General features: G+C 60.7%; 13 protein-coding genes. 4 read left to right on the top strand and 9 right to left on the bottom strand.

Going from position 1 to position 15,899, the window contains the following annotated elements; translation table 11 throughout:
- The first annotated feature begins 97 nt into the window (after positions 1–97).
- Positions 98–1,690 carry an ABC-F family ATPase gene (locus C3418_RS13385; RefSeq protein ID WP_010674576.1) on the top strand — a complete coding sequence of 531 codons (1,593 nt, stop codon included), beginning with the start codon at positions 98–100 and terminating at the stop codon, positions 1,688–1,690.
- A gap of 201 nt (positions 1,691–1,891) precedes the next feature.
- On the opposite strand, the gene ppiD is transcribed toward C3418_RS13385, so the two are convergent.
- The 6 genes from ppiD to tig all read right to left on the bottom strand — a co-directional run bounded on the left by ppiD (position 1,892) and on the right by tig (position 10,327).
- The gene (ppiD, locus tag C3418_RS13380; protein WP_042016078.1) at positions 1,892–3,805 is read right to left on the bottom strand and encodes a peptidylprolyl isomerase; all 1,914 of its coding nucleotides are present in this window, start codon (positions 3,803–3,805) and stop codon (positions 1,892–1,894) included.
- 149 nt (positions 3,806–3,954) lie between these two features.
- A complete protein-coding gene (gene hupB / locus C3418_RS13375; protein WP_005315375.1) occupies positions 3,955–4,227 on the bottom strand; it encodes a nucleoid-associated protein HU-beta in 273 nt (90 codons plus the stop codon).
- A 240-nt stretch (positions 4,228–4,467) separates the two neighbouring features.
- Entirely contained in the window at positions 4,468–6,822 is a 2,355-nt protein-coding gene (gene lon / locus C3418_RS13370; protein ID WP_010674574.1) for an endopeptidase La, read from the bottom strand.
- 139 nt (positions 6,823–6,961) lie between these two features.
- Positions 6,962–8,236, bottom strand: coding sequence for an ATP-dependent protease ATP-binding subunit ClpX (clpX, locus tag C3418_RS13365; protein ID WP_010674573.1), 1,275 nt, complete (start codon positions 8,234–8,236; stop codon positions 6,962–6,964).
- Positions 8,237–8,306: 70 nt separating this feature from the next.
- Positions 8,307–8,930, bottom strand: a complete 624-nt coding sequence (gene clpP / locus C3418_RS13360) for an ATP-dependent Clp endopeptidase proteolytic subunit ClpP (RefSeq protein ID WP_005324106.1) — start codon at positions 8,928–8,930, stop codon at positions 8,307–8,309.
- Between the two features lie 86 nt (positions 8,931–9,016).
- The gene (gene tig / locus C3418_RS13355) at positions 9,017–10,327 is read right to left on the bottom strand and encodes a trigger factor (RefSeq protein WP_010674572.1); all 1,311 of its coding nucleotides are present in this window, start codon (positions 10,325–10,327) and stop codon (positions 9,017–9,019) included.
- A gap of 430 nt (positions 10,328–10,757) precedes the next feature.
- Here tig and C3418_RS13345 point away from each other — a divergent pair, with 430 nt between their 5' ends.
- Positions 10,758–11,192, top strand: a complete 435-nt coding sequence (locus C3418_RS13345) for a YccF domain-containing protein (protein ID WP_010674570.1) — start codon at positions 10,758–10,760, stop codon at positions 11,190–11,192.
- An 84-nt stretch (positions 11,193–11,276) separates the two neighbouring features.
- Positions 11,277–11,867 (top strand): 5'-deoxynucleotidase, encoded by a 591-nt coding sequence (gene yfbR, locus C3418_RS13340; protein WP_010674569.1) that lies wholly within the window; start codon positions 11,277–11,279, stop codon positions 11,865–11,867.
- 130 nt (positions 11,868–11,997) lie between these two features.
- On the opposite strand, the gene lolE is transcribed toward yfbR, so the two are convergent.
- The 3 genes from lolE to C3418_RS13325 are packed head-to-tail and all read right to left on the bottom strand — an operon-like array spanning position 11,998 to position 15,213.
- Entirely contained in the window at positions 11,998–13,239 is a 1,242-nt protein-coding gene (gene lolE, locus C3418_RS13335; protein ID WP_010674568.1) for a lipoprotein-releasing ABC transporter permease subunit LolE, read from the bottom strand.
- Positions 13,239–13,937, bottom strand: coding sequence for a lipoprotein-releasing ABC transporter ATP-binding protein LolD (gene lolD, locus C3418_RS13330; RefSeq protein WP_010674567.1), 699 nt, complete (start codon positions 13,935–13,937; stop codon positions 13,239–13,241). The genes lolE and lolD overlap by 1 nt, the downstream gene beginning before the upstream one ends.
- A 40-nt stretch (positions 13,938–13,977) precedes the next feature.
- Complete coding sequence (locus tag C3418_RS13325; RefSeq protein WP_010674566.1) at positions 13,978–15,213, bottom strand: lipoprotein-releasing ABC transporter permease subunit; 1,236 nt, start codon at positions 15,211–15,213, stop codon at positions 13,978–13,980.
- Between the two features lie 76 nt (positions 15,214–15,289).
- Between C3418_RS13325 and C3418_RS13320 the strand changes: the two genes are divergently transcribed.
- A complete protein-coding gene (locus tag C3418_RS13320) occupies positions 15,290–15,865 on the top strand; it encodes a hypothetical protein (protein WP_049636824.1) in 576 nt (191 codons plus the stop codon).
- Positions 15,866–15,899: the final 34 nt, after the last annotated feature.

The following is a 15,899-nucleotide window of genomic DNA, read 5'->3' as shown; positions in this document are numbered from 1 at the left end:
CCCCCCCGCAATGGAGCCAGATCACAGTTCCTGCTAAAACTTTCGGGGGATCTGTGCCATAATGCGCGCCATTTGACAGACCAACCGGGACATTCCAGTGCTTTCAAGCAACAACATCACCATGCAGTTCGGCGCCAAGCCGCTGTTTGAGAACATCAGCGTCAAGTTTGGCGGCGGCAACCGCTACGGCCTCATCGGTGCCAACGGCTGTGGCAAGTCCACCTTCATGAAGATCCTCGGTGGCGATCTCGAACCCACCGGCGGCAATGTGAGCCTGGATGTCAACGAGCGCATCGGTAAGCTGCGCCAGGATCAGTTCGCCTACGAAGAGATGCGCGTACTGGACGTGGTCATGATGGGCCACACCGAGCTGTGGGCCGCCATCGCTGAACGCGATGCCATCTACGCCAACCTGGAGGCCACCGACGACGACTACATGAAGGCCGCCGAGCTGGAAGGCCTGGTCGCCGAATATGATGGCTACACCGCCGAATCCCGCGCAGGCGAGCTGCTGCTGGGTGCCGGTATTCCCATCGAGCAGCACAACGGCCCGATGAGCGAAGTGGCCCCGGGCTGGAAACTGCGGGTACTGCTGGCGCAGGCGCTCTTCTCCAACCCCGACATCCTGTTGCTGGACGAACCGACCAACAACCTGGACATCAACACCATTCGCTGGCTGGAGCAGGTGCTCAACGATCGTGAAAGCACCATGATCATCATCTCTCACGACCGTCACTTCCTGAACTCCGTCTGCACCCACATGGCGGATCTGGACTACGGCGAGCTGCGGGTCTACCCGGGCAACTACGACGAGTACATGCTGGCTGCCACCCAGGCCCGCGAGCGCCTGCTGGCCGACAACGCCAAGAAGAAGGCCCAGATCGCCGATCTGCAATCCTTCGTCTCCCGCTTCAGCGCCAACGCCTCCAAGTCCAGCCAGGCTACCTCCCGCCTCAAGCAGATCGACAAGATCAAGATTGAGGAAGTGAAGGTATCCAGCCGTCAGAACCCCTTCATCCGCTTCGAGCAGGACAAGAAGCTCTACCGCAACATCCTGGAGATCGAAGGCGTCTCCAAGGGTTATGGCGACGGTCCCCTGTTCAAGGGGCTCAACATGATGCTGGAAGTGGGCGAGAAGGTCGCCATCCTGGGTACCAACGGGATCGGTAAGTCCACCCTGATCAAGACGCTGGTCGGTGCCCTGGCACCGGATACCGGCACCATCAAGTGGTCCGAGAACGCCCAGATCGGCTACTACGCCCAGGATCACGCCGAAGACTTCGACACCGATCTCAATGTGTTCGACTGGATGGCCCAGTGGAAGCAGGAGAACGAAGACGAGCAGGCGGTGCGCTCCGTGCTGGGTCGTCTGCTCTTCTCCCAGGACGACATCAAGAAGCCGGTCAAGGTGCTCTCCGGTGGTGAACAGGGCCGGATGCTGTTCGGCAAGCTGATGATGCAGCGCCCCAACATCCTGATCATGGATGAACCGACCAACCACCTGGACATGGAATCCATCGAATCCTTGAACCTGGCGCTGGAGATGTACAAGGGCACCCTGATCTTCGTCTCCCACGACCGCGAGTTCGTCTCCTCCCTGGCGACCCGCATCCTGGAGCTGACCGAAGACGGCATCCGCGACTTCGGCGGCACCTACGAGGATTACCTGCGCACCCAGGGTGTGGTGTAATCCCCCGCCTTCAAGCAAAGTGATCAGAACCGGCGCCTCGTGCGCCGGTTTTTTTATGCCTGCTGGCAACGCCGAGCGGGATGCAAACTAGGACGACGTATCCCCCCTGCGAGCGGGCAGCAGCTCTCCCTTGTGCCGCGTGCAGATAAAAAAACGGCTCCATCATGGAGCCGTTTTCACACTTGGGGCCGTGAGGCTGACTTACTCGACAGTGGCTTCCACGTCGGTGAAGTATTCGATCTTGGCCGCCTTGCGCAGCTCGTCGATCAGCGACTTGTAGTCGGCCTGTGCCTTGCCCTGACCCAGCTGACCTTGCAGCAGGCTCACCATCTGGGACGGCTCCTTGATGACGTTGACCTTGTCCAGCGCCACCACCACACGATCACCGTTGGCTTCGGTCACCAGCTCGACGCTCGGCTTGCCATCGGTCGGATGGGGCATGCGGAACGCCTGGGTCACCAGGTTCTGATCCATCTCCTGGGCGAAACGGGATACGCCGGTATGGGTATCCACTTTCAGACCCAGCGCGGTCAGGTCGGCCTGAACGTTCTCACCGGCCTTGAGCTTGTCCAGCAGACCCTGGGCCTTGCCACGGGCCACTTCACTGGCCTTGTCGTGCTTGATGGCGGTGATCACCTGCTCTTTCACCTCGGCAAGCGGCTTGGCCGCCTTCGGCTGGTGACCCATGATGTGCAGCACCAGCGCCTTGCCGTCAGCCAGCTCGATCACGTCGGAGTTGGTGTTGTCATCGCGCAGCTGTTCGGAGAATGCCACGGAGAGCACCTTGGGATCATTGAGCGGTGCCGGCGCATCGGCCTGGCTGAAATAGCCGGTGGACTGCACCTGGAGACCCATAGCTTCGGCGGTCAAGTCCAGGGAGTCCGGGTTCTCGAAGCTGCTGTCGGCCATCTTCTGCTGCTCGGCGAAGAACTGCTCCTTGGCCTTCTCAGATTGCAGACGGGCGATGGTATCGCTCATCACGTCCACGAAGGGCTTGGTCTTGGCAGGCTCGACTCCCAGCAGCTTGATGATGTGGAAGCCGAACGGGCTCTTCACCACGGCGGAGAGATCGCCAGCCTTGGCCAGCGCGAACGCGGCTTTCTCGAAGGCAGGATCCATCACCCCTTTCTCGAACCAGTCGAGCTCCCCGCCCTTCTTCGCAGAGAAGGTATCGGAGGAGTCGGCCTTGGCCAGCGCGGCGAAATCGTCACCTGCCTTGGCCTTGGCCAGCACGGCCTCGGCTTTCTGCTCGGCGGCCTTTTCATCCTTGCCAAACGGGATCAGGATGTGCGCCACCTGACGGCGCTCGGGACGCTGGAACAGATCCTGATGCTGGTCGTAGTAATCCTGGGCATCCTGCTCGGTGACCTTGATGTTCTTGCCAAGGTTCGCGGCATCGAGCAGCAGATAGTCGACCTTGACCGTCTCGTCGTTCATGAAGCGAGCGCTGTTGGCCTTGTAGAACTGCTCCACCTCGGCATCGCTCACCTCGATCCCGTCCACATAGGCGGAAGCGGCCAGACGGATCAGGCGCAGGTCACGGGTCTGGTTGTAGAGACGATCCAGTTGCTCGGCTTCACCCTTGAGGGCGAACTCCGATCCCAGCACGGCGCCCATCAATTGCTGGCGCACCATGTCCTGGCGCAGGGAGTCGCGGAACATCTCGGGGGTCATGCCGGCACGGCGAATGAGCTGCAGGTAGCGGTCATTGCTGAACTTGCCGTTCTCGGCAAACTCGGGCATGGCGACGATGGCCTGCTTGATCTGCTCATCGCTGACGCGCAGACCCAGGGAGCGGGCCTTGTCATCGATCAGCGCCTGATCGATCAGACGGTCCAGCACGCCACGGCGGAACTGTTTCATGTAATCGGGATTGGCGGCCAGCTGGTTGAAGGCCTCACCCATTTGGGATTCCATACGGGCCCGCTCATTGCGGTAGGCATTCTCCAGTGCGGGGGCACTGATGTCATTGCCGTTGACGGTGGCGGGGGCGGTACGTGCCGGGCCATTGAGGTAGCTGCCTACCCCGGCCAAGGCAAAGGAGAGGATGATCAGGCCCAAGATAACCTTGGCTACCTTGCCCTGCGCCCCTTCGCGTAGTTTATCCAACATCATGTTTGTACTTATGCTCCCGAACTCGATGGGCGTAAATAATGAAAAGGCGCACCGATTGCGATGCGCCTTGGTCAAGCAGTATGAGGGAGAGCCCTCTCACTTGTCTGGTCAGAGACCAAGGACGGTGCCGATAGATATCAGCGACCGGCTTAGTTGACCGCGTCTTTCAGGGCCTTGCCGGCTTTGAAGGCAGGAACTTTACCGGCAGCGATTTCGATGGTCGCACCAGTTTGCGGGTTGCGGCCGGAACGGGCTGCACGCTCGCGAACGGCGAAAGTACCGAAACCAACCAGAGCAACCTGGTCACCCTCTTTCAGGGCTTCGCCCACGGCATCGATGAAGGCATCCAGCGCACGGCCAGCGGCAGCTTTGGAGATATCAGCACCGTCTGCAATCTTGTCAATCAGTTGAGATTTATTCACTCTTATATTCCCCTTTTATCGAACATCGCTGCGGCGCTGATTTCCCTGGCCACAACAAGTGGAGGTTTTATAACAAGCCTCCTGATCAGTTGCAAGTGACAATCTGGCGCAAACCCGCGCCACATCACGCATTGCGACTCATCATGAGTACCCGATCGGTGGTCAAGGCTACTTCCGTTGTCCGGTGCATGCAAGCCTTAACCACCCCCCGAATGCGCCAAATTTGCGGCGCATCAACATTTACACGACAGAAACGCGTTCGAAACCTTGCGGATTGTCCTGCAACGCCAGTGCAAGCACCTCATCAATCCAGCGAACCGGATAGATTTCAAGATCTTGTTTGACGTTGGCCGGGATCTCCTCGAGGTCACGTTCGTTCTCTTTCGGGATCAGCACACGCTTGATGCCACCACGGTGGGCCGCCAGCAGTTTCTCCTTGAGACCACCGATGGGCAGCACCTCGCCACGCAGGGTGATTTCACCCGTCATGGCCACGTCGGCACGCACCGGGTTGCCGGTGAGGCTGGAGACCAGGGCGGTACACATGGCGATACCGGCGCTCGGGCCGTCTTTCGGGGTCGCCCCTTCCGGCACGTGCACGTGGATGTCGCGCTTCTCGTAGAAGTCGCCGTTGATACGCAGCTTCTCGGCACGGGCCCGCACCACCGTCATGGCCGCCTGGATGGACTCCTGCATCACGTCACCGAGGGAACCGGTGTAAGTGAGCTTGCCCTTGCCCGGCATGTTGGTGGTCTCGATGGTGAGCAGATCGCCCCCCACTTCGGTCCACGCCAGCCCGCACACCTGACCAATCTGGTTCTGGTCGGTGGCCTTGCCATAGTCAAAGCGCTGTACCCCCAGGAACTCCTTGAGGTTCTCCTGGTTGACCTGAACATGCTTGATGCTCTTGTCCAGCAGGATGCGTTTGACTGCCTTGCGACAGATTTTGGAGATTTCACGCTCCAGGCTGCGCACACCCGCCTCGCGGGTGTAGTAGCGAATCACCCCGATCAGCGCCGAATCCTCAATGGTGATCTCGGATGGCTTCAGGCCGTTGCGCTGGATCTGCTTGGCCACCAGGTGCTGCTTGGCAATGTTGAGCTTCTCGTCCTCGGTGTAACCGGACAGACGGATCACTTCCATCCGGTCCAGCAGCGGACCCGGTATGTTCATGGAGTTGGAGGTGGCCACGAACATCACGTCCGACAGGTCATAATCCACTTCCAGATAGTGATCGTTGAAGCTGCTGTTCTGCTCGGGATCCAGCACCTCCAGCAGGGCGGAAGCGGGATCGCCACGCATGTCCGAGCTCATCTTGTCGATTTCGTCGAGCAGGAACAGCGGGTTCTTCACGCCGACTTTCGCCATCTTCTGGATGAGCTTGCCGGGCATGGAGCCGATGTAGGTACGGCGGTGACCACGGATCTCCGCCTCGTCACGCACCCCACCCAGGGCCATGCGCACATACTTGCGGCCGGTGGCCTTAGCGATGGACTGGCCCAGGGAAGTCTTGCCCACCCCGGGAGGCCCGACCAGGCAGAGGATGGGGCCCTTAAGCTTGTTCACACGCGCCTGCACTGCCAGGTATTCGAGGATGCGATCCTTGACCTTGTCCAGGCCATAGTGATCCGCATCCAGCACCTCCTGGGCCTTGCCTAGGTCTTTCTTGACCTTGGAGCGGGCCTTCCAGGGCACCTGCACCATCCAGTCCACATAGCTGCGCACCACGGTGGCTTCCGCCGACATGGGGGACATCATCTTGAGCTTGGCGAGCTCGGCCTGGGCCTTCTCGCGGGCATCCTCCGGCATCCCGGCCTCTTCAATCTTGCGATTGAGGGCTTCGAATTCATCCGGGCTGTCTTCCAGCTCACCCAGCTCTTTCTGGATGGCCTTCATCTGCTCGTTGAGGTAATACTCCCGCTGGCTCTTCTCCATCTGCTTCTTGACCCGAGAGCGGATGCGTTTCTCGACCTGCAACAGGTCGATCTCCGACTCCATCATGGCCATCAGAAACTCGATGCGCTCGGACACGGAGGCGATTTCCAGCACCTTCTGCTTGTCTTCGAGCTTGAGCGGCATGTGGGCAGCCATGGTATCGGCCAGGCGCGCCGCATCGTCAATCGCCGAAATCGAGGTGAGTACCTCGGGCGGGATCTTCTTGTTGAGCTTGATGTAACCTTCGAACTGGCCGATGGCAGAGCGCACCAGCACGTCCTGATCCTTCTCCTCGATGGGGGCGGACGCGATGTACTGGGCCTCCCCGACAAAGAAGTCGCGATCGTCGATCATCCGCTCAAGGCGGGCACGCTGGCCCCCCTCCACCAGCACCTTGACGGTGCCGTCCGGCAGCTTGAGCATCTGCAGAATATTGGCCACTGTCCCGACGGAGAAAATTTCCTCCACCGTCGGTTCGTCAGTCGACGCATCCTTCTGGGCCACCAGCAGGACTTTCTTGTCCTGCTCCATGGCCGCTTCCAGACAGCGAATGGATTTTTCCCGCCCCACAAAGAGTGGAATGACCATGTGGGGATAGACCACCACGTCACGAAGAGGCAGGACGGGAATCTCGATGCGTTCTGAACGCTCTAGGTTCATATATGTCCTCTCGGCTTGTTATACCGTTGGCAAAGGCTTGGCTGAGTATATGGGGGCGCAAAGATGAGATTCAATCGCCTTGGCCGTAAAAAGCATGAAAGGGGCAAAAAGCCCCTTTATGTGATTAAAAATCAGACAGTTACTCTGAGGCTGCGGCCTGAGTCTCGGGATTGTCGTAGATCATCAGGGGCGCGGAGTCTCCCTTGATCACCGTCTCGTCGATCACCACCTTGCTGACCCCTTTCAGGGAGGGCAGGTCATACATGGTGTCGAGCAGTACGGCCTCGACAATGGAACGCAGACCCCGGGCACCGGTTTTGCGCTCCATGGCCTTGCGGGCAATGGCATTGAGCGCGTCGTCACGAAACTCCAGCTCCACCTCTTCCAGGGCGAACAGCGCGGCATACTGCTTGGTCAGCGCGTTTTTCGGCTCTTTCAGGATCTGGATGAGGGCAGCCTCGTCAAGCTCGGTCAGGGTCGCGACCACCGGCAGACGGCCGATGAACTCGGGGATGAGACCGTACTTGATGAGATCTTCCGGCTCCACCTTGGCAAAGTTCTCGCTCAGGGTTGCCTTGGCATTCTTGGATTTCACCTCGGCGCCAAAACCGATGCCGGTGCCCTTGACGGAGCGCTGCTCGATCACCTTGTCCAGCCCCGCGAAAGCACCACCACAGATGAAGAGGATCTTGGAGGTGTCGACCTGCAAAAACTCCTGCTGCGGGTGCTTGCGACCGCCCTGGGGCGGCACGGAGGCGATGGTGCCTTCGATCAGTTTCAGCAGTGCCTGCTGCACCCCTTCCCCGGAGACGTCGCGGGTGATGGAGGGGTTGTCCGACTTGCGGGAGATCTTGTCGATCTCGTCGATGTAGACGATGCCACGCTGGGCCTTCTCCACGTCGTAGTCGCACTTTTGCAGCAACTTCTGGATGATGTTCTCCACGTCCTCGCCCACATAACCGGCTTCGGTCAGGGTGGTAGCATCGGCCATGGTGAAGGGCACATCCAGCAGACGAGCCAGGGTCTCGGCCAGCAGAGTCTTGCCGCTGCCGGTGGGGCCAATCAGCAGGATGTTGGATTTGCCCAGCTCCACGCCACCGGACTCGCTGCCGCTGCGAAGACGCTTGTAGTGGTTGTAGACAGCCACTGCCAGCACCTTCTTGGCGTACTCCTGACCGATCACGTAGTCGTCCAGATGGGCGCGGATCTCATGAGGGGTCGGCAGCTCGCTACCATCGCGCTTGGGAGAGATCTCGCGGATCTCTTCGCGGATGATGTCGTTGCACAGCTCGACACACTCATCACATACGTAGACGGAAGGGCCAGCGATCAGCTTGCGCACTTCATGCTGGCTTTTGCCGCAGAAAGAGCAATACAGCAGCTTGTCGCCCTCACCCTTGCGTTTCTCTGTCATTCAGCGACCTCGTTTTATCAATAGAGGATGGATCGTCCTGCTGAGTTTACAACAGGACGGGGTACCCTGCTCAGCCGCGCTGGCTCAGGATGCCGTCAACCAGACCATAGGCAACGGCCTGCTCGGCGGACATGAAGTTGTCACGGTCGGTGTCGCGCTCGATGGTGGCCATGTCCTGACCGGTATGGAACGCCAGACGATCGTTCAGGGTATTCTTGATTTTCAGGATCTCCTGGGCATGGATCTGGATGTCAGAAGCCTGCCCCTGGAAGCCGCCCAGCGGCTGGTGGATCATCACTCGGGCATTGGGCAGGCAGAAACGCTTGCCCTTGGCGCCACCGGCCAGCAAGAAGGCCCCCATGGAGCAGGCCTGCCCCATGCAGACGGTGCTCACGTCCGGCTTGATGAACTGCATGGTGTCATAGATGGACATACCCGCAGTGACGGCGCCACCCGGCGAGTTGATGTAGATGCTGATGTCCTGATCCGGGTTCTCGGACTCCAGGAACAGCAGTTGGGCCACCACCAGGTTCGCCATGTGATCCTCGACCTGACCGGTCAGGAAGATCACCCGCTCTTTCAGCAGACGGGAATAGATGTCGTAGGAACGCTCCCCTTTCGCGGTTTGCTCTACCACCATCGGGATGAGCGCATTGCGTGGGGATTCAGTCACATCGTTATAGTTCTTGTACATAAGGCATTGTCCCTAAAATAAAATGGCCCGAGTGGAGATCACACGAGCCATTATACTTAACAGTTTTGACCTTAAGTCAAATGTTCTTAGGCAGCGGCACCGGACTTGTTGATCACTTCGTCGAAGGCAACTTCTTTCTCGGTGACTTGCGCCTTGGACAGGATCAGATCGATGGCTTGATCTTCAATGGCCAGGTTGCGCACGCCGTTCAGCATCTGCTCGTTCTGCTGATAGTACTCGATCACTTCTTTCGGATCTTCGTAGGCAGTGGCCATGGACTCGATGATGCTGGTCACACGGGCGTCGTCAGCCTTGATCTCGTTGGTGCGGATGACGTCACCCAGCAGCAGACCAACGCGGACACGGCGCTCGGCCTGGGCCTGGAACAGCTCGGCCGGCAGCTCGGGGGCGTTGCCGCCCTGGAAGCCACCGAAGCGCTGCAGAGCCTGCTGACGCAGGGTGTCGATTTCCTGGGCAACAGCAGCCTTCGGCAGATCGATCTGGTTGGCTTCAACCAGGCCGTTCAGTACCTGCTCTTTCACGCTGTTTTTCAGGGCCTGGGCCAGTTCGCGCTCCATGTTCTTGCGCACTTCAGCCTTCAGCTCTTCAACGCTGCCGCTCTCGATGCCGAAACGCTTGACGAACTCTTCGGTCAGCTCGGGCAGCACTTGCTCTTCAACCTTGTGCAGCTTGGAGGCAAACTTGGCAGCCTTGCCCTTCAGGGCTTCGGCGTGGTAGTCAGCCGGGAAAGTCACCTCGATGGTGAACTCGTCGCCCGCTTTCTTGCCCAGGATGGCGTCTTCGAAGCCCGGGATCATGCGGCCAGCGCCCAGTTCCAGGGTGAAGCCTTCAGCCTTGCCACCGTCGAACTCTTCACCGTCGATGGAACCGACGAAGTCCATGGTCACACGCATGCCGTTGGCGGCAGCCACAGCGGCTTCAGTCCAGGTGGCGTGCTGCTTGCGCAGGGTGTCGATCATGTTTTCCAGGTCGCTGTCCTTAACGGTGGCAACCGGCTTCTCGACCTTGATGCTCTCCAGACCGGCAACTTCGAACTCCGGATACACTTCGAAAGTGGCGGTGAACTCGAAATCCTGACCTTCTTTGATTTCTTTCGGATCCATGGTCGGGGCGCCAGCCGGGCTCAGTTTGTTCTCGATGATGGCCTTGATGAAGTTGTTCTGCATCATTTCATCGGCAACGCGGGCGTGAGCCATGGCACCGAACATCTTCTTGATGATGGCAACCGGAGCCTTGCCAGGACGGAAACCGTCGATGCGACGGGTTTTGGCCAGGCCATTCAATTCTTTGCGCACGGCGGCGTCAACGGTAGCGGCCGGTACAGTGATGGTAAGACGGCGTTCCAGACCCTGGGTTGTCTCTACAGAAACTTGCATTCTTTTACCTCGTTCAACTCAGCACTGCGTGCTGACCCTTTATTGCCCCCGGGCAAGCCCGGAGTCTTCCTGTTTATAAAGACAACGACTGTCTTTGTGATGAGAAAATATGACGCGACATTATAGCGGCGTGCAGTGGTCGCGTCGAGCCGCACATCCCCCATCCGGGGCACAGACAGCACAATTTGCGCAAGACTTTCTCCTATATGGGGAAGCCTTGCACCGAGTTCAAGCATTCCATCCGCAATAATTTGCACTGGCTCACTCTTTTTCACGGTAAACGGGCCATTTTGATCGCCATCCGCCGCCAATCGGGCACAAAAATGGCGTGCTGCGACCCAAATTGTCCACCTTCTCGCCTGTGCCATTGCGTCCCCCGGCCGGCCTCGCTATGGTGACAGCCAATTCACGTGCTGCTGGAGTCACCCACATGTCCTTTTTCCGCTTCTTGTTCAATCTGTTCTGGTTCGTGCTGGGAGGCGTCTTCATGGGGCTGGCCTGGTGGCTGGCGGGGCTGCTCTGCTTCGTCTCCCTCATCGGGATCCCCTGGGGACGCGCCTGCTTCGTCATCGGCACCTTCACCTTCTTCCCGTTTGGCAAGCAGGCGGTGAGCCGCAAGAGCATGACGGGCCAGAGCGACATCGGCACCGGCGCCCTGGGGCTGATTGGCAACATTCTCTGGTTTGTGCTCATCGGGGTCTGGCTGGCCATCGGCCACATTGCCTCGGCGCTGGCCTGTTTCGTCACCATCGTCGGCATCCCGTTCGGCATCCAGCACCTCAAGCTGGCCCTCATCAGCCTGGCCCCCATCGGCCAGATGATAGTGACCAACCACGAGGCCGAATCGGGTCGCTACATCCGCTGAGGGCCCATCTCAGGCTATCCTTGCGGGTGGAAAAAAGGGCAGACTAGGGTCTGCCCTTTTTCATTGCCCCATTCGAGGTCTTCCATGCTGCCCAGCCATTTTTTTGCCAACCTCGCCCGTATGCGCCTCATCTACCGCTGGCCCCTGATGCGCAACATCCAGCCCGAAAACATCGCCGAGCACAGCCTGCAGGTCGCCATGGTGGCCCACGCCCTCGGTCTTATCAGCAATCGCCTGTTCGGCGCTCAGGTGGATGCAGACCGGGCCGCCGTCATGGCCCTCTACCACGACAGCAGCGAGGTGCTGACCGGGGATCTGCCCACCCCGGTCAAGTACTTCAATCCCGAAATCGCCCGCGAATACAAGAAGATTGAGCTTGCCGCCGAGCAGCGCCTGCTGGGCATGTTGCCGCCTGAGCTGGTAGAGGACTTTCGCCCCCTGCTCGACTCCGGCGCCCAGGACGAGGCCCTCACCAGCCTGGTGAAGGATGCAGACACCCTCTGCGCCTACACCAAGTGTCTGGAGGAGCTGAGCGTCGGCAACCGGGAGTTCGAGCCCGCGCGAAAGCGCCTCGAGCAGATGCTGGACGCCAGGATGAACCCCGCCATGCGCTACTTCATCGATGTCTTCGTGGGGAGTTTTTCACTGCCTCTCGATGAGTTGAATGCCCATTGATGCCATCAACACGGCACCGGGCATCATCTCCTCCTGCGTATTGCCCCGATAACCGCCACGTCGGGGGTTTCCCCACAAAAGAGTGACAATAAAAAGGGCCCCGCAGGGCCCTTTATCACATCCATGGGCATCAATGCCCCAGTTCCCGGGACGGCACCAGGCCGCTCGCCCGCCAGGCAGGATAGAGGGTCGCCACCAGGCTCATCAGGATGGCGGCGCCGGTCACGATGAGCAAGTCCTGCATGTGCAGCTCGGTCGGCAGGAAGTCGATGAAGTAGATGTCGGGATTCAGGAAACGGTGCCCGATAACCCCTTCGATGGCGCTCAGGATCTGGGTCAGCTTGCTGGAGAGCAGACCGCCAAGCAGGGCGCCGAGCAAGGCTCCCGCCACCCCGTTCACCATCCCCTGGATGACGAAGGTAAGCCGGATCTGGCCCGGGCTCGCCCCCATGGTCTTCAAGATGGCAATCTCGCTGCGCTTCTCATTCACCGCCATCACCAGAGTAGAGACGATGTTGAAGCAGGCCACCGCCACCACCATCAGCATCACCACGTACATCACGGTGCGCACCATCTGGATGTCCTGATAGAGATAACCCTGACGGCTCATCCAGCTACTGATATAGACGTAGTGCGGGAATTTCTGGGCCGCCGCCACCGTGATGGACTGGGCCTTGAGCACGTCGTTAACCTTGAGGCTGAACCCCTCCACCGCGCTGCCCATGCCGGTGATGGCCTGGGCGTCCGCCAGGTGCATGAAGCCGAGCAGGCCGTCGAGCTGGCCGCCGATCTCGAGCAGCCCCACCACGGTGAGCGCCTCCCGTTTCGGGTTCTTGATGCCGGCGGCATCACCCGCCTGGGGCAGCAGCAGGGTGACTGTGTCCCCTGTCTTGACCCCCAGCTTGTCGGCGATGATCTTGCCGAGGATGACCCCGTGTTCACCCGCCTGCAGCTCGCGAAGGCCCCGACCCGTCATGAAGTTGCCCGCATCGGAGAGATTGGCTTCCAGCTCCGGCAGCACCGCACGCAGCTGGACCCCCTTGAGGGCGGAGCCGTGCTCCAGCAGGCCGTCCAGGCGAATGACGGGGGCAGCCGCCTCCACCCCGGGCTGAGCCAGCAGGTAGTCCCTGAGCCGCGGCCAGTCAGGCAGTGGCGCCTCCATGCCGATGAGCTCGCCGTGGGGGACCACGGAGAGCACCCGGTTCTTGAGCTCCCGCTCGAACCCGTTCATGGCGGAGAGGCCAAGAATGAGGGCCATCACCCCGAGGGCGATGCCGATGAGGGAGGAGGCCGAAATGAAGGCGATGAAGCCGTTGCGACGGCGGGAGCGGCTGTAACGCAGGCCCAGGAACAGGGGCAGCGGCTTGAACATCAGGCGACCTCCGCCATGATGCCGCTCACCAGGGTGACCCGGCGGTGGAGCTTGGCCGCCAGGCTCAAGTCATGGGTCACCACCACGAACGCGGTGCCAAGCTCGCGATTGAGCTCGCACAAGAGCTCATAGACGGCGGTGGCGCTGGCGTGATCCAGGTTGCCGGTGGGCTCATCCGCCAGCACCAGGCTGGGTTCGTTGACCAGGGCTCGGGCGATGGCCACCCGCTGGCGCTCGCCACCGGAGAGCTCGGACGGTCTGTGGTTGAGACGGTGGGAGAGCCCCACCCGCCCCAGCATCTTGCTCGCCTTCTCGGTGGCGCTGGCCACCGACTCACCGGCGATCAGCAGCGGCATGGCCGCATTTTCCAGTGCGCTGAATTCCGAGAGCAGGTGGTGGAACTGGTAAACGAAACCCAGCTCCTGGTTGCGAAACCTCGCCTGGGTGCGGCTGTCCCAGCCATGGATGTCCTGCCCCTTGAACAGCACGGCGCCGCTGGAGGGGTTGTCCAGCGCCCCCATCAGGTGCAGCAGGGTGGTCTTGCCGGAGCCCGAGCTCCCCACCACCGCCAGCATCTCCCCGGGGGCAACGTCCAGCTCGATCCCCTTGAGTACCTGGGTCTCCAGATTGCCCTCTTTGTAGACATGATTGAGGGCCTGGCAGCGCAGCAGCGGCTCGCAGGAGACGGATTGATTCATAACGGGGGCTCCACTTGCACCAGTAACAACAGAAGATGAATTATTCATAACGCAGCGCCTCCGCCGGTTTGACCCGGGCCGCGCGGGAGGCCGGGTAGAGGGTGGCACTGAAGCTGAGCAGCACGGCGCCCAGCAAAATGGTCATGACCTGGGCCGGCTCGACGATGACCGGTAGACCGCTGCCCCCCGCCGCCATATAGAGGTTGAGCCCAAGGGCATTGAGCAGAGGATTGAGGCCGAAGCAGAGCGCCAGCCCCGCCAGCCCCCCGAACAGGGCGCCGATGACGCCGCTCGACGCCCCCAGCACCATGAAGATCTTGACGATGCCGGATTCGCTCATGCCCATGGTACGCAGGATGGCCACCTCCCCTTCCTTGTCGGTGACCACCATCACCAGGGCGGAGAGGATGTTGAAGGTGGCGACCGCGATGATCAGCACCAGCATCAGCCCCATCATCCGTTTTTCCATGGCCACCGCCTGGAACAGCTCGCCGCGCTCGCGGCGCCAGTCCTGCCACTCCAGCCCGTCCGGCAACGCGGTCTTCACCACCTCGTCGGCGGCGAAGGGATCGTCCAGCCAGAGGCGGATGCCGCCCACCTTGTCTGCGGGCAGGCGCAGCATGCGCTGGGCATCCCCCAGGGCAATCAGGGCCACCTGGCTGTCCACGTCGGCGCCGACCCCGAAGATGCCGGAGACGGTGAAAAGACGCTGGGCCGGCACCCGGCCAAAGGGGGTGAAGCGGGTACCTTCGGTCAGGATGAGACGCACCTGGTCGCCGATGGAGACCTTGAGGCGGCTGGCCACCCCCTGCCCCAGCACGATGTGGTATTCACCGGCCTGCAGGCTGTCAAGGCGCCCACCCAGCATCTGGGCGTGCAGGATGTCATCCTTGGGCCAGCGGGCGGGATCAATCCCCTGCACGCTCACACCGGTGAGCTGACCCGGGCTTTGCAGCATGCCTTCGCTGTCGAGCATGGGGGCCGTGGCCACCACGTGGGGCAGGCGGGCCAGATCGGGCAGACCTTCGGGCTCGGCCTCGATGCGTCCAGCCTGATTGGTCACCACCACATGGGGGATCACCCCGAGGATGCGCCCCTTGAGCTGGCCTTCGAACCCGTTCATCACCGAGATCACCACCATCAGGGCGGCGACCCCGATGGCGATGCCAAAGGTGGAGAACAGGGAGATAAAGGAGACGAAGCGGTTACTGCGTCGCGAGCCTGCATAACGCAGGCCGATGGCCAGCGACAGTGGCTGAAAAAGTCCGGTCTTCAAGGATATCTACGTTGCCAACGAAATAAGATACCGGATAATAAAGGGAAACCGTCTATGACAACAAGGGATAGCCTCCATGCAGGAACAGTTCTTCAGCGTCACCCATGCCACGCCGGTCAATGTGATCCCCATGCCGGCCGACTTTCGTCTGCCGACGCTGGAGGCCCTGGAGGCCGAGTTGCCCGAGCCGTTTCGCATCGCCTCCGCCATTACCTCCATCGATCTGGTGAGCAGCCGGTTGCTGCGCAGCCAGAACGAGTCCATGCACGATCTGGTGGAGATCATCAATCAGCAGTCCCGCAAGATCGACATGATCATGGGCTATGTGCTGGCAGCCCAGGATCACCCCGAGCACCGCTTCCACACCCTGCGCTTTGGCGCCGGGCAGCTCACCTACCTGCACCCCCACCAGGGGCACGGGGAGGCCCCCGCCCTGCACCAGATCGTGCGGCTCAAGATCTTCCTGCGGGAAGAGGCCTCCGCCGTCTACTGCTACGGCGAGGTCGTGCAGCGGGACGCTGGAGAGCACGGCACCCACGTGATGCTCGACTACGTGCGCATCCGCGAGGATGACCGGGAGCTGCTGGTGCGCGCCAGCCTGCATGTGCAGTCGAAACAGCTCAAGCTGCGTGCCCAGGAACGTCAGCGCTAACCCAGGTCCATGTCAAAAGAACGCCAACAGTAAA

This window comes from Aeromonas sp. ASNIH8 (genome assembly GCF_002919855.1).
Lineage (GTDB): Bacteria > Pseudomonadota > Gammaproteobacteria > Enterobacterales > Aeromonadaceae > Aeromonas > Aeromonas caviae.
Note: the sequence above shows the minus strand (reverse complement) of the source record. Positions and strands in the feature narration are given on the sequence as shown.

Coding starts and splice junctions, on each gene's coding strand:
- ppiD (WP_042016078.1), bottom strand. CDS start 3,805: ATGATGTTGGATAAACTACGCGAAGGGGCGCAGGGCAAGGTAGCCAAG.
- lon (WP_010674574.1), bottom strand. CDS start 6,822: ATGAACCTAGAGCGTTCAGAACGCATCGAGATTCCCGTCCTGCCTCTT.
- clpX (WP_010674573.1), bottom strand. CDS start 8,236: ATGACAGAGAAACGCAAGGGTGAGGGCGACAAGCTGCTGTATTGCTCT.
- clpP (WP_005324106.1), bottom strand. CDS start 8,930: ATGTACAAGAACTATAACGATGTGACTGAATCCCCACGCAATGCGCTC.
- tig (WP_010674572.1), bottom strand. CDS start 10,327: ATGCAAGTTTCTGTAGAGACAACCCAGGGTCTGGAACGCCGTCTTACC.
- C3418_RS13345 (WP_010674570.1), top strand. CDS start 10,758: ATGTCCTTTTTCCGCTTCTTGTTCAATCTGTTCTGGTTCGTGCTGGGA.
- yfbR (WP_010674569.1), top strand. CDS start 11,277: ATGCTGCCCAGCCATTTTTTTGCCAACCTCGCCCGTATGCGCCTCATC.
- lolE (WP_010674568.1), bottom strand. CDS start 13,239: ATGTTCAAGCCGCTGCCCCTGTTCCTGGGCCTGCGTTACAGCCGCTCC.
- lolD (WP_010674567.1), bottom strand. CDS start 13,937: ATGAATCAATCCGTCTCCTGCGAGCCGCTGCTGCGCTGCCAGGCCCTC.
- C3418_RS13320 (WP_049636824.1), top strand. CDS start 15,290: ATGCAGGAACAGTTCTTCAGCGTCACCCATGCCACGCCGGTCAATGTG.